Genomic DNA, 13,519 nt, shown 5'->3' with positions numbered 1-13,519 from the left:
CTCAGAACTCCGTCCGAACCTTGTTGGAAATCTTTCCCACACCGGCGATCTCGACCTCGACGACGTCGCCGTCACGCAGGAACTCCGGCGGGTTGCGCTTGAAACCCACGCCGGCGGCAGTGCCGCTGACGATGACGTCGCCCGGCAACAGCGGTGTCACCTGGGAGATCTCGGCGATCAACCGGGGAATGTCGAAGATCAGGTCCCGGGTGAACGCGTTCTGTTTGACCACCCCGTTGACCCGGCAGGTCACCTCGATGTCCGGCTTGATACCGACGGTGTCGCGGTCGACGATGCCCGGCCCGATCGGGGTGGAGGCGGGTGCGTTCTTGCCGAGCGTCCATTGCACGTGCCGGACCTGACGGTCGCGCACCGACACGTCGTTGACGACCGTGTAGCCGGCCACCACATCCCAGGAGTCCTCTTCGGACACATTGCGTGCGGGGGCACCGATGACTACTCCGAGCTCGGCCTCCCAGTCGAATTCGACCGACAGCGCACTCGGCAGGTCGAGCCGGTCGAAGGGACCGGCGATCGTGGAGAGATCCTTCATGAAGACCACCGGCGCCTTCGGCACGGTGGCCAGAAAGACGTCCTTGGACTCCTGTTGATGGTCCAGGTAGTTGATGCCGATGCAGAAGATGCGACTCGACGGCGTGACCGGAGGCAGCAGGACCACCTCGCTGCGCTTCACCCGCCCGGTGCGGGCCTCGGTGACGCGCTCACCCTGTCCCGCCGCCAGCAGCACCAGTGCGTCGCGCAGTGACCAGTCCAGGCCGACGATCGTGGCGTCGCCGCCATCGATGAAGCCGTCGCCATCGATGAAGCCGCACCGGGTGCTGCCCTGATGGACGTATTGAACTAACTGCAACGAACCTCTCCTTCGGTATCCGTGGTTTCGGCGGCGCCGGCCAGCAGGGGCTCTTCGGTGCCGCCGAGGAAAATGTGCGAGAAACTGGGATCGGCGCGCAGTTCGGCCGCCGACCCGGACCGGCGCACCCGTCCGGTAGCCAGCACGTAAGCCCAATCCGCCGATGCCATCGCAAGATTGGCGCGCTGCTCGACCAGCAGCACCGCGATTCCACTGGCCTTGAGTTCGGCGAGCTGCTCGTCGAGCAGACGGGAGGCCATCTCCTCGGTCAGGCCCGCTGTGGGCTCGTCGAGAAGAAGCACCTTCGGGTCGAGCATCAGCACCCGCGCCATGGCGAGCATCTTGCGCTCCCCGCCCGAGAGCACACCGGCGTGCCTTTTGAGCATCGACTTCAGCCGAGGGAACAGCTCGAGCACCCGCTCCCTGTTGGCCGCAACCCTGGTCCTGGACAACGTGTAGCCGCCGATGACGATGTTCTCCTCCACAGTCAGAGGTTTGAAGACGTCGTCGATCTGCGGGACGTATCCCATGCCGCCGGCGGCCCGCTCTGCGGTGGACATCGCGGTGATGTCACCGTGATCGGCCAGCTCGACCGTTCCGCCCATCGGTTTGACCAGCCCGGCCAATCCTTTGAGCAGAGTGCTCTTTCCGCAGCCGTTGGGTCCGACCACACACGCGGTCTTTCCGGCGACCAGCTCCACGCTGACGTTGTGCACGATCGGTACGCCGTTGTAACCGACCGTGAGATCCTGTACGCCGAGCACCTTCGCGCCCGTCGCGGTGCGGGTGTCATCCGGCGACATACGCGTCCACCACTTCCTGTTCGCGGCGGGCCGCCGCCATGGATCCTTCGAACAGCACCTGCCCGCGCGCCATCACCACGACCGAATCGGTCAGGCGTTCCACCGCGTCGAGCTCGTGGGCGACCATCAGGATGCTGATACCGCGGTCCCGCAGCGCCATCAGGAAATCGGAGATGCGCTCGATGATGCTCGCGTGCACACCGGCGAACGGCTCGTCGAGCAGCAGCATCTCGGGTTCGGTGGTGACCGCACGCAGCAGTTCCAGGATGCGGCGCTGACCTCCGGAGAGATCGCCCATGTAGTCGTTTTCCTTGGCCTCGAGGCCGAATTCGGCGAGCAGCGCCCGTGCTCTGGCCACCGCGTCGCGCTGGCCGGGCAGCCAGCTGCGCCGGGGACGGGTGAAGACCTGCAGGAACCCGGTGCCGCCGACGGCGCGGTCGGCCAGCAGCAGGTTCTCCAGCACCGTCAGCCGGCCGAAGTCGGCGGGCATCTGGAAGGTCCGCATGATGCCCCGCCGAGACCGCTTGTACGGCGGCATCTTTGCGATGTCCTGACCGCGGTGGAGCACCCGTCCCGCCTGCACGGGTGCGGTACCGGCCAGCGCGTGCAACAGCGTGGACTTGCCTGCGCCGTTGGGGCCGACCACGGCGGTGATCCTGGCCCGCGGCACGCTCAGCGCGACGTTCTCCAGTACCCGGTTCGCGCCGTAGGCGACGGTGAGCCCGTCGATGGTCAGGATGCGATCGTCACTCATCACACCACCCCTTGTCTGGGTTCGGTCCTGGACCAGAACGGCACCGGGGCGCCGTCGACGCCGAAAGTGCGCTTGCGCTCGGGGAACACGCCCTGCGGCCGCCACCACAGGAACGCGATGATCACCAATCCGACCACCACGTACTGTAACGCGTCCACCGTTCCCGGCGCACCGAACTGCGGCAGGTAGCGCGTCGCCTCGGTCAGCCCCACCGGCAACAGCAGCGCGCCGAGCAGCACGCCGAATCGGTTTCCGGCGCCGCCGACGATCACCGCGCCCATCAGGATCAACGTCTCCTGATACGACCAGTCCGCCGGCGCGTAGGTTCCGATGAACGCGGCCAGCAGCGCGCCACTGAGCGCTCCGAGGCCGTTGCCGACCGCGAAGGCCGCCAGCCGGACCGGGGTGACGTTGATGCCGAGCGCGTCGGCGGCCTCCGGGTTCTCCCGCACCGCGCGCAGCACGCGCCACAGCGGCGCCCGCGAGATCCGCAGCACCACCCACGCCGCCAGCACCGTCATCGCGATCGCGAATCCGGCGTATAGCCAGGAATATTCGTCCGACCGCAGCCCCAGCTCCGATTTGAGCGGAGCCGGGATCAGATACAGGCCGTGCCCGCCGCCAAGCAGTCCCGGCATCGCCACCACCAGCGCCGCGGCGATCAGCGCCACCGACAGCATCGCCACCGCCTGGTAGTCGGACCGCAGGCGCCGCAGCGCGACCAGCCCGATCGGTAGGGAGATCAGCATGCCGGCCAGCACCGCGCCGACGAACGGCAACGGGAAGGGCAGCGACGCACCCCAGAAGTACTCCTGGACCACGGTGCCGCCTCCGGCCTCCGGTGGGCCCAGCGACAGCAGCGCCACGGTGTAGCCACCCACCGCCACCGACACGATGTAGCTCAGATTGAGCAGGCCGGTGTCGGAGTACTGCAGTTCCAGTCCCCAGCAGCCGATCACGGCCACCGCGGCATAGACCACGAGCGTGACGAGGTAGAAGGACAGATCTGTGCTCATGCGCGATCCGTTCCCGTGCTCTTGCCTCGCACGTCCACTCCTTGCTGGGACGTCATACCTGCAAAGCCCTTCCCGCCGAGAACTCCGCACGGATGCCCTGCGGTCGTGCCATCAGCACGCCGATCAGGACCACCAGCGCGATGGCGATCTTGAAGCTCGGATCCAGCCACACCGCGGTGAGTTCCGTTGCCAGGCCGAGGACGAGCGCACCGAACATGGCGCCGTAGGCGTCACCGATTCCGCCCAGCACCGCGGCGGCGATCACCAACACGATGAACGTGCGTCCCGAGGTGGCCGAGAACGACGAGCTGATGACGAACAACGCCACCCCGGCCAGACCGCACAACGCGCCGGAGATCGCCCAGGCGGTGGCCACCACACGCTGGGTGGGGATGCCGCACGACTGCGCCAGTCCCCCGTCGACCGACGCGGCGCGCATGGCCAGGCCCAGCCGGGACCGCTTGAGCAGCAGATGCATGGTGACCATGGCGATCAGCGCGAGGGCGATCACGATCAACTGGAGGTCGGTGACCGCGGCGCTGGCGATGGTGAACACCACCGTCGGGGTGACCTCGTACCGGAACGACATCGGACCCACCATGGCCAGCAGGGTGTTGGCCAGCACCAGGCTGACCGCCAGGCTGATCACCAGCATCTGGAACACCGACACACCACGCCGCGCGAACGGTTGGTACACAAAGCGATTCAGCAGCAACGAGATCACCACGCCCGCTGCGACACCGATCAACGCCGCGGCAGCCATCGGGAGTCCGGCCCGGCCGGCCCCCAGCGCGGCGAACCCCGAGACCACCATCGTCTCGCTGAACGCGAGGTTGAAGACGTTCGAGACGCTGTACTGCAAGGTGAAACCGACCGCGGCCAGGGCGAGCACCGCGGCGATCACCATCCCGAACACCGTCGCAGAGACAAGCAGATTCACGAGATCAGCGCTGTCCGCTCGCGAGGGCTTCGAGCTCTTCGGCGGGAAGCTGGCTCACCAGCCGCAGTTGCCTGGTGGCCGGATCCCAGTCGTAGAACGCGAAGGCACCGATCACGTTGTGGAACTCGTTGAGCCGGTATTCACCGTTGGCGCCGACGTACTGGATGTTTTCCCCTTTGCCGAGCGCCTCGACGCCGTCGGCGTAGTTGGTCACCACCGTCTTGCCGTCACCGGCGGCGAGGATCTCGGGGATGGCCGAGTTGTAGTCCTCGGGCTCCACCGAGTCGGTCTTGGTGGCGGCCAGACCCGAGAGCACCACACCGTCGTAGGCCGCACGGGCGTACGCGCTGTCCTTGAACGACGGGATGTCGATACCGTCCGTGCCCTCCAGCGACTGCAGGGTCTCGACGAAGGTCTCGGTGCCCGCACCCCCTTCCTGGGCATACCGGACGACCACCTGCAGCGATTTCGCCAGCGCCTCGTCCCCGCCGTAGGCCCCCAACGCCGCTTCCTGCCAGTCGCCGGTGGTGGCAAGCGTGTTCGTGACAATCGGGATGTCGCCGCCGCCGGCCTGGTTGAGTTCGGTCAGGAAGGTGCCCGCGGTGACCGCGTCCGCCTCGAACACGATGGCAGCCGGCCGGTTCTGCAGGATCCGCGCCACCTCGGTGCGGTAGGAGGGCTGCTCGGGTTGGATCGTCATGGCCTCGGTGACACCGACGCCCAGTCCCCCCAGCGCCTCTTCCAGCGGCGGGATGTTCGCCTGCGCCGAGGCGCCGCTGACGAACACCAACGCGACCTTGTCGAAGTTCTGCCGCTGCGAGTGCAACGCCATCGCCTGGGCCCCCACCGAATCCGAGGTGATCAGGCGGTAGTAGTAGTCGAGCTCGGTCCGGTCGAAGCGGCCGTCGCCGGCCGGGGAGAACATCACCTGGCCGGCCTCCTCCAGCACCGGGGCGGCCGCGGCGGCCTCGGCGGTGCTGGGGCCGAGCACGGTGAACAGGTTGGAGGTGGTGCTCAACATCTGGCGCGCGGCGGGCACCGAATCGCTGGCCGTGCCCTTGGTGTCGAACGCTTCGCACTCGATGTCACGGCCGAGCACCCCGCCGGCCTCGTTGATCTCGGCAGCCGCAGGCAGGCATCCGTTGACCACCTCGGCACCCTCCACCGCGGTGGGACCGCTGAACGCCATCAGCATGCCGACCACAAGTGGGTCACCAGTTCCGGCCTCACCACCGCCCGAACATGCGGGCACTGCGAGCAGGGCGGCCGCGGCCGCTGCGCTGGACCAGACCTTCGTCGATTTATTCATGTCACTCCCACGTGAGTCGGCAACCAATATGCAACCATTCCTCGCCCAATGAGGCTAGAAGAGTTGTGCTGTGCCGGGAACACAATCACGCAAATTGCTCGACCGCCAGCGCGGGGTTTCGTTGACTTAGTAACCGGATCAGGACATCGACTGCGCGATCCTCGACGCCCGCTCCCACGCTGCGATCACGCAGGCGCGCGCCAGCGCCTCCTGGCGCCAACCCGCGCTGGTCCGGGCTCGCAACCCCAGCCACCACGCCCCGTCGGCCGCGGTTGAGCGTCCCGTCTCGATCCGGACGTCAGCGCCGAGCTGCTGCTGCAGACTCGCGCCCACCCCGACGGGCAGATCGACGGTCACGTGGGACACGCCGGCGCTGCGCAACAACCTCACTGCGGTGTCCAGACTGTCGTCCCGCGCGTCGCAGCCTCGCAACGCGCCGGTGTCAGGACACGTGATCCACCACAGGCCCGGTACCCCCACGGCCTGGAATCTATGCAGGTAGACAGTCGAAATAGGCTCTACTTCGGGAGCCGCTGGCGCCATCCGGGACAGCAGCGCCGCGAGCGGATCGGCACCCAAGCGCGACCGGGCCCTGGTGATCGCGCCGCGGGTCGGGCGCTGCCGCGAGAGGCCGCGTCCGGTGGCCGCCGGCAGCGTCGTCCACACCAGGTCGGTGACGTCGTCGTAGGTCGCGCGCGGACTCATCGCCGAGCCGAGCACGTGGTAGGTCGTCACCCAGGGCGGGAGGGTCCGCACCCGCTCGGCCGCCACGCCGGCGGCCAGCACCGCGTCGTCGACCATCGTGGGAGGCACCGCGCCGACCAGCGCGCACAGCGCCAAGCGGTCGGACATGGTGAACACCTCGGCACCCGCCTTAAGTCAATTCACGAATGGGTCTGTGCGTTCAGAGTTTACGCATGCGTTACTAGAACCAATTCTCATACATTGGTCGAGTTATGTTGGCTTACTCACTAGTGCCGCCCAATACGGTCGCATTGGTTACAGTGAACGCACTCGGCACACGAAAGGGGGACTGATGAGCGGCGGAGCCATGCCGGTGGTCGACCGTGACATCCGACGGCTCATCGACGAGTGGGTCGCTACCGCACATCTCCCCCGCAACGGCCGGTTGCCGGCCGAGCGCCACCTCGCGGACCAACTCGGTTGCACCCGAGCTCAGGTGCGCCGCGTGATGGCCCAGCTCGAACGGGAGGGCCGGGTGGTGCGCGAGGTCGGCCGCGGAACGTTCCTCGTCGCCGACGGCGACGAGGCTGCGCCGTCCGGCACTTCGGGTGCCGGCGGGTCGTTTGCGCCGGCGGCGATCATGACTGCGTCCTTGCTGTTCGAGCCCGAGGTGGTGTCGGTGGCGGCGTTGGCCGCCACCGAGGAAGATTTCGCCGAACTGCGTCGCTGCCTCGCCCGGGGAGAAGCGGCCACCGACTACGAATCCTTCGAACAGTGGGACATCACCCTGCACCACGCGTTCGCGGTGGCCACTCATAATCCGCAGATCGTGGCGATGGTCGACGTGCTGAACTCGACACGCAACAACCCGGTATGGGGCCGGCTCAAGCGTGACGGCTACACCCCCGAGAACCGAGCCACCATCGAACGCGAACATCAGGAGATCGTCGAGGCGCTGATACAGCGGGACCGGCGCCGGGCGGCCACCGCGATGACCGATCACCTTCGCTTCGTGCGGTCGGTGGTGACCGGGCAATGACCGCCCCCGGACCGGAAGCCACCTCGGTCGCGCAATACCTGGACGGTCAGATCCTGGCCGGCGCGCTCAAGCCCGGCGGCCGCGTGCCGACCGAGCGTGCGCTGGCGGGCCTGCTCGGGTGCAGTCGCCACGACGTGCGCCGGCAACTCGACGTGCTGGAGACCCAAGGGCGGGTCACCCGCGAAGTCGGACGCGGCACCTTCCTGACCCGCGACGGCGCCGGCTCCCCCGCAGCTGTGGCGACGCCGGTGAGGATCAGCCCACTGGATTTGATCGACGCCCGCGCCGCGTGGGAACCCAACCTGATGACGCTGGTGGCGGTGGCCGCCACCGCCGAGGACTTCGCCGAGATCCGAAGGTGCCTGGAACAAGGCGAGGCCGCACGCACACCCGATGAATTCGCGGAGTGGGACATCGCTTTTCACCGCGCGCTGGCCTTGGCCACGCACAACTCCGTGGTGGCCGCACTCAACGACATGGTCGAGTCCGGCAGGCGACGATTGGCCGGCAGCGCGCTGGACACCCGCCCGTACACCCCGCAGAACTACGCCGTGTGCCAGCGTGAGCACCGCGAGATCGCCGAGGCGATCTTCGACCGTGACGCCACCAGAAGCCGCGAGGCGATGCGTCATCACCTGCAGACCGTCCGCGGGCAACTGCTCGCAGGACTACCCTGATCCGCCAGAACGCTTGTCGGAGAGGGTGATCAGCGGCTGCCGGGAGGCAGCATCTGGAACCCGCCGAGGATCCGGTCGGCGTCCCGCCGGTAATCCGGGTCCTGCTCGTCGGCGCTCTGCACCGTGATCGCCACACCGTACGTCCGGCCTTCACTGACCATCACGGCGCTGAGCAGGTCGGCCCGGCGTGGCTTCAGACCGGGCAGCAGAGGCGACAGGTAGTGCCCGCGCACGGCGGGCAATCCGCACAACGTGGTGTCGGTCAGCGTCAGATCGGTGACGCCCAGCTGGGACACCTGGCGGCGTTGATCGGCGAAGAACTCCTCCGGGGCGATCTCACCGCGGTGCGACTCCAGGGTCACCACCGCGGTCGGCGCGATCCCGCCGGCCGCGAGCCCGTCGTTGCGCATGACGAACCGGATCATCGGCGAGTCCAGCGCGGTGATCCGCTTCCAGCCGTCGGGCTGCGGAATACGAAGCACCGGTTCGGTGTCGGACGCCGGACCGCGCGGCGGCGGGACGTCGGCGAGCTTGCCGTCCACGGGGGTGCACAGATCGACCGACGCGTACGAGCCGAACGGTGTGCCGGGTTCCACGGCCACCGCCCGCGCGTCGTCGACCACTCTTGTACACGACGACACCAGCGCCGCCACCGTCATGACGGTGGCCGCGAACACGCGGCGCCGCAGCAAGGGTGAGATCTTCACCCGATCACCCCCTAGTGCGCGAAATGCCTTGCCCCGGTGAGATAGAGCGTGATGCCGGCCGCCTCGGCAGCTGCGGTCACCTCATCGTCACGCACCGACCCGCCGGGATGCACCACGGCCTTCACCCCCGCCTTGATCAGCGTCTCGAGCCCATCGGGGAATGGGAAGAAGGCGTCGGAGGCACCGACCGCGCCGCGGGTGCGGTCGCCGGCGCGCTCGACCGCGAGCCTGGCCGCGTCCACCCGGTTGACCTGCCCCATCCCCACACCGACCGTCGCGCCGTCCTTGGCCAGCACGATCGCGTTCGACTTGACCGCGCGGCAGGCGCGCCAGGCGAACACAAGATCAGCCAGTGTGGCGGGATCGGCCGGCGATCCGGTGGCCAGCGTCCAGTTGTTCGGGTCGTCACCGCTGGCATCCAGAGCGTCGCGCTGCTGCACCAGCAGCCCGCCGCTGACCTGGCGAAACTCGGTGCCGCCCGGCTGCGGTTCGGAGGCGAGCAGCACCCGGATGTTCTTCTTGCCCGACAGCACCTCGACGGCGCCCGGCTCGTAGGCCGGAGCGATGATGACCTCGGTGAAGATCCCGGCGACCGTCTCGGCCATCTCGACGGTGACCTCGGTGTTGGCCGCGATGACCCCACCGAAGGCCGACAGCGGGTCACAGTCATGGGCCTTGCGGTGCGCATCGGCCACCGACACCGACGAGACCGCGATGCCACAGGGGTTGGCGTGCTTGATGATCGCCACGCAGATGTCCTCGTGGTCGAATGCGGCGCGCCACGCGGCATCGGCGTCGGTGTAGTTGTTGTAGGACATCTCCTTGCCGTGCAGCTGCTCGGCCTGGGCCAGGCCCGGCCAGCCGCTGTCGTCGCGATACAGCGCCGCCTGCTGATGCGGATTCTCGCCGTACCGCAGCACCGCGGACCGGTGGAACGTCAAACCGACCCAGGGCGGCAGCTCGGTCGACGCAGCGTCGTGCTCAGGAGCCAGCACCGACTCCATCCAGGACGCGACCGCGACGTCGTACTCCGCGGTGTGCCGGAACGCCAACGCCGCCAGCTTCTTCCGCTCCGCATAGGTGAATCCGCCGGCCCGCACCGCGGCCAGTACACCGTCGTACCCGAGCGGCTCGACCACCACGGCGACACTCGGATGATTCTTGGCCGCCGCCCGCACCATCGACGGACCACCGATGTCGATCTGTTCCACGCATTCGTCGACACCGGCCCCGGAGGCGACGGTCTGGGTGAACGGATAAAGGTTCACCACCACGAGTTCGAAGGCCGCCACACCGAGCGTTTCGAGCGCCGAAACATGTTCGGGTTTGCGCTGATCGGCGAGCAGCCCGGCGTGCACGTGTGGGTGCAGAGTCTTCACGCGCCCGTCCAGCACCTCGGGGAAGCCGGTGACGTCCTCGACCGGGGTAACCGGAACACCGGCGCCGGCAATGGTTTTCGCGGTCGACCCGGTCGACACGATCTCGACACCCGCCGCATGCAGTCCCTGGGCGAGCGGAACGAGGCCGGTCTTGTCGTAGACGCTGATCAGCGCGCGGCGGATCGGCCGCCGGAACACCTCGTCGTCGTTGTCGCTCATCCTAGGGTCGCCTTTCGTCCTGTCCGGGTCACGCCGCGGGTTGCCACCGCCGCCACCACATCCACCAGAAGTTGTCGTTCGATCACCTTGATCCGCTCGTGCAGGGTCGACTCGTCGTCGCCGTCGAGGACCTCCACCGCCCGCTGAGCGACGATCGGTCCGGTGTCGGTGCCCTCATCCACGAGATGAACCGTGCACCCGGTGACCCGCACCCCGTAGGCCAGCGCATCGCGCACTGCGTGGGCGCCGGGAAACGCCGGAAGCAGCGCCGGGTGGGTGTTGAGCACCCGCCCCGGAAATGATGAAAGAAACCTCGGGCCAAGGATTTTCATGAACCCGGCCGACACCACCACGTGGGGCCGGTGGGCGGCGGTTGCGGCGGTCAGCGCGGCGTCCCACGCGGCACGGTCGGCATACTCGCTCAGCGGCACGGTGAACGTCGGTACCGCCGCTCGGGCCGCGATGTCCAGCGCGGCACACGCCCGATCGGTGCCGACCGCCACCACCCGGGCCGGGTAGTCACCGACAGCCGAGTTCAGCAGAGATGCCAGCAGCGAACCGGTGCCCGAAGCCAGCACGACAAGCCGCGCGTCCGGCGCGCTCGGGGGTACGCGCAGGCACGACTGCTCTTCGCGTCGGCCGGCCTCCAGTTGCACGCTGAAAGCCTAGTGGTCGCGGCGTTCGCGTTCGCCGCCGCTGTCGGTGTCGTGACCGTCGCGGTCGACGACGCCCCGGCCATCTCTTTCGTCTACGACGCCCCGGCCATCTCTTTCGTCTACGACGCCCCGGCCATCTCTTTCGTCTACGACGCCCCGGCCATCTCTTTCGTCTACGACGAAGTGCTCCTCCGGGTCGAACTCTTCAAGCGGCAGACCCCCGACCGGTCCGAGCGGCTCGGCCGCGGCATCGGTGGGCCCGGCGTCGACGACGATCTCGTCGGTCTGCGGTTGCGCGTCCTCTTCCAGGCCAGAAGTCGTTTGCGCCCCGTCGTCCACGTCGTCCGGCTCATCGACGGTGGATACGTCCACCGGCTTCGGGATGCGGACCCGCGGAGTGACCCCGCCCGACATCACGACGGTCAGCGCACCGATCCCGAGCATCCATAGGAACACCGCGGGGCCGAACGTGGTCTGGTCGACCCCGATGTCGCCGAAGTTGCCCAGCGGGCCCCCGCCGGCCTCGGCGAGCAGCGCCATCACCGCGGCCGCGGCTGCGGCGGCGACGACGACCTTCAGGAGCGCCGGCCCCAGCGGCAGCGGGCGGCGCGCGCACTGCTGGCCGAGCGCCACCCCGGAGACGGCCGCAGTGATCATCAGCGCCACCCACACCGGACCGAGCGGCGGCGTCGGCACCGCCGCCAGCACCGGCAGCGCCGGGATATCCCCGCCGAACACGGTGAATGAACTGAACGTCGCCAATCCGACGTGGGCACTGGACCCCACCGCCACCGCGGAGGCGCCGACCATCACATTGGGCAGGTACAGCACCGACAGCACCATCAGGCTGAGCTGCCCGAACATCGAGTCCGTGATGGAGAACAGGTCGTGCATGGTCGACCAGTGCACGATCAGCGATCCGGCGACGATCGCACCGGACAACCCCATCAAGGTGAGCACACCGGCCGCAGCCGCCCGCAAGGATTCCGGAAGCCACTTCGGCAGCGGAGTCGAGGCCAGCAACGGGCCGCCGACCCGCGAGCCGACGCCGAGCACCGCACCGATCGCGTGCACCGCGAACACCGACCCGAACGCGTGCAGCGCGTCCGGGGTCTGCAGTTCTGTGAGCACCGAGGCGGCGTCATGGATCACCGCCAGGCAGATCGCGGCGATCAGCACGGGACCGCCCAGCGCCGACGCCACCACCCAGCGGGTGACGAACCACGATGTGCCCGCCGCCGCAGCGGTGGTGCGCGCGGTGCCGTAGATCATCACCAGGACCGGCAGCAGCGGCATCACCCCAAGGGCGCTGCCGCCGATCGACACCGGGACCTGGTGCACACCCAGCCACATGCTGGCGATGGCGCCGAGAGTGCCTGTCATGTCGCTGTTGGCGATCACCAGCTGCAGCAGCACCACCGCAGCGATCACCAGCAACGCGACGAGAGAGGGTCCGAACGCGACCCGCAGCAGGTCACGCGCCTGGCGTGTGCCGACTGGCCGGGTGCTCACAGGTTGGGCCGCTCCTCGCAGGCGCTCGGGCGCGCGACGTTCGCGCACGCGCGGCTCAGACTACGACGACGACTGACCCGACTGCGAGGATGACGGCGGCTGGTGTTGCGTGGGCACATGGGTCGTCGGCGTGTCGCTCGCCGGCGGCTGACCGTAGGTGGGGAAACCCGTGGGCGGGGTCGGCGGTCCCGACGGGGCGGACTGCCCGGACGGGGATGCGGCCGGGAAGCCACCGGTGCCCGGGTAGCCGCTGCCGCCGTACTGCGACGGGTAGCCGGGACGCTGGTGCTGCGGGAGCTGCTGGTGCTGCCCCTGGCCGGTGTGCGGCCCCTGCTGGCCGTAGTAGCCGTACTGCCCGTAGGACTGCGGCTGCTCATACTTCGGCCGCGGCGCCGGCGGAGTGATGATGCCGGAATCGAACAGCAGCACGACGACCGCGGTGGCCGCCTGCAGCAGGGTGAACGCAACGGCCAGGTACAGGCCCCAGCCGATCGAGGCCTCGGAGGGCTTGTTGATGACCTCGGCCAACACGAGCAGGAAGCCCAGCACGGCGGCAACCGCGGCGACGGCGACGAAGTTGCGCTGCCGGGGCAGCAGACCGACCCCGGCGAGCAGGCCCGCCACCACCGCGGCGATGACTGCGAAGAACACGCCGAAGGAGCTGGCGGTCAGCGGACGGAAATCGGGGAAGTCCGACGACGCGACAGTGAATTGGGGGCCGAAGCTGGACAGGTACACCAGCAGGCCGAGGACCGCGACGGCGGCGCTGAGAGAGAAGGGCAGCCGGCTCGGACCGTCTGCGGCCGGTTCGGCGTCAGGAACCCGACCGAACTGCTGAGTCGGCGCCGTGAACTGCGTGGTGGGCTGCTGACCGGGAAATCCAGGACCTCCGGGCGCGCCTTGTGGGTACGACATGACCTCTCCTGTGCTGTGCGGGCGTCGGAACCGACGGT

Annotated in this window: 14 protein-coding genes; 2 read left to right on the top strand and 12 right to left on the bottom strand. The window is 68.5% G+C overall.

Annotated elements, in window-relative coordinates; all coding sequences use genetic code 11:
• Position 1: 1 nt before the first annotated feature.
• The 7 genes from ACTWP6_RS04085 to ACTWP6_RS04055 form a co-directional block, all read right to left on the bottom strand.
• A complete protein-coding gene (locus ACTWP6_RS04085) occupies positions 2-871 on the bottom strand; it encodes a fumarylacetoacetate hydrolase family protein (RefSeq protein WP_443186898.1) in 870 nt (289 codons plus the stop codon).
• Positions 862-1,674, bottom strand: coding sequence for an ABC transporter ATP-binding protein (locus ACTWP6_RS04080; protein ID WP_443186897.1), 813 nt, complete (start codon positions 1,672-1,674; stop codon positions 862-864). The genes ACTWP6_RS04085 and ACTWP6_RS04080 overlap by 10 nt, the downstream gene beginning before the upstream one ends.
• Positions 1,661-2,428: an ABC transporter ATP-binding protein gene (locus ACTWP6_RS04075; protein WP_443186896.1), complete on the bottom strand. Its 768-nt coding sequence runs from the start codon at positions 2,426-2,428 to the stop codon at positions 1,661-1,663. The genes ACTWP6_RS04080 and ACTWP6_RS04075 overlap by 14 nt, the downstream gene beginning before the upstream one ends.
• Positions 2,428-3,444, bottom strand: coding sequence for a branched-chain amino acid ABC transporter permease (locus tag ACTWP6_RS04070; protein ID WP_443186895.1), 1,017 nt, complete (start codon positions 3,442-3,444; stop codon positions 2,428-2,430). The genes ACTWP6_RS04075 and ACTWP6_RS04070 overlap by 1 nt, the downstream gene beginning before the upstream one ends.
• 52 nt (positions 3,445-3,496) lie before the next feature.
• On the bottom strand, positions 3,497-4,384 hold the full coding sequence (locus ACTWP6_RS04065) for a branched-chain amino acid ABC transporter permease (protein WP_260755148.1): 888 nt from the start codon (positions 4,382-4,384) through the stop codon (positions 3,497-3,499).
• 4 nt (positions 4,385-4,388) lie between these two features.
• The gene (locus ACTWP6_RS04060; protein ID WP_443186894.1) at positions 4,389-5,693 is read right to left on the bottom strand and encodes an ABC transporter substrate-binding protein; all 1,305 of its coding nucleotides are present in this window, start codon (positions 5,691-5,693) and stop codon (positions 4,389-4,391) included.
• Positions 5,694-5,831: 138 nt separating this feature from the next.
• A complete protein-coding gene (locus ACTWP6_RS04055) occupies positions 5,832-6,545 on the bottom strand; it encodes a transposase domain-containing protein (protein WP_443186893.1) in 714 nt (237 codons plus the stop codon).
• Between the two features lie 184 nt (positions 6,546-6,729).
• On the opposite strand from ACTWP6_RS04055, the gene ACTWP6_RS04050 reads away from it, so the two are divergent.
• On the top strand, positions 6,730-7,416 hold the full coding sequence (locus tag ACTWP6_RS04050; RefSeq protein WP_443186892.1) for a FadR/GntR family transcriptional regulator: 687 nt from the start codon (positions 6,730-6,732) through the stop codon (positions 7,414-7,416).
• The gene (locus ACTWP6_RS04045; RefSeq protein WP_443186891.1) at positions 7,413-8,093 is read left to right on the top strand and encodes a FadR/GntR family transcriptional regulator; all 681 of its coding nucleotides are present in this window, start codon (positions 7,413-7,415) and stop codon (positions 8,091-8,093) included. Before ACTWP6_RS04050 ends, ACTWP6_RS04045 begins: the two co-directional genes overlap by 4 nt.
• Before the next feature lie 29 nt (positions 8,094-8,122).
• On the opposite strand, the gene ACTWP6_RS04040 is transcribed toward ACTWP6_RS04045, so the two are convergent.
• From ACTWP6_RS04040 to ACTWP6_RS04020, 5 genes are read right to left on the bottom strand one after another with little or no spacing between them, the layout of a single operon-like run.
• Positions 8,123-8,800, bottom strand: a complete 678-nt coding sequence (locus ACTWP6_RS04040) for a hypothetical protein (protein ID WP_443186890.1) — start codon at positions 8,798-8,800, stop codon at positions 8,123-8,125.
• 11 nt (positions 8,801-8,811) lie between these two features.
• Positions 8,812-10,398 (bottom strand): bifunctional phosphoribosylaminoimidazolecarboxamide formyltransferase/IMP cyclohydrolase, encoded by a 1,587-nt coding sequence (purH, locus tag ACTWP6_RS04035; protein ID WP_443186889.1) that lies wholly within the window; start codon positions 10,396-10,398, stop codon positions 8,812-8,814.
• Positions 10,395-11,054, bottom strand: a complete 660-nt coding sequence (gene purN / locus ACTWP6_RS04030; RefSeq protein ID WP_443186888.1) for a phosphoribosylglycinamide formyltransferase — start codon at positions 11,052-11,054, stop codon at positions 10,395-10,397. Before purN ends, purH begins: the two co-directional genes overlap by 4 nt.
• A gap of 9 nt (positions 11,055-11,063) precedes the next feature.
• Positions 11,064-12,566: a cell division protein PerM gene (locus tag ACTWP6_RS04025; protein WP_443186887.1), complete on the bottom strand. Its 1,503-nt coding sequence runs from the start codon at positions 12,564-12,566 to the stop codon at positions 11,064-11,066.
• A gap of 60 nt (positions 12,567-12,626) precedes the next feature.
• Positions 12,627-13,481 carry a DUF5336 domain-containing protein gene (locus ACTWP6_RS04020; RefSeq protein WP_260755156.1) on the bottom strand — a complete coding sequence of 285 codons (855 nt, stop codon included), beginning with the start codon at positions 13,479-13,481 and terminating at the stop codon, positions 12,627-12,629.
• Between the last annotated feature and the right edge of the window lie 38 nt (positions 13,482-13,519).

Source organism: Mycobacterium sp. 4D054, assembly GCF_052245755.1.
Classification (GTDB): domain Bacteria; phylum Actinomycetota; class Actinomycetes; order Mycobacteriales; family Mycobacteriaceae; genus Mycobacterium.
The sequence above is the reverse complement of the archived record's forward strand: the minus strand, read 5'-3'. Positions and strand labels throughout refer to the sequence as shown.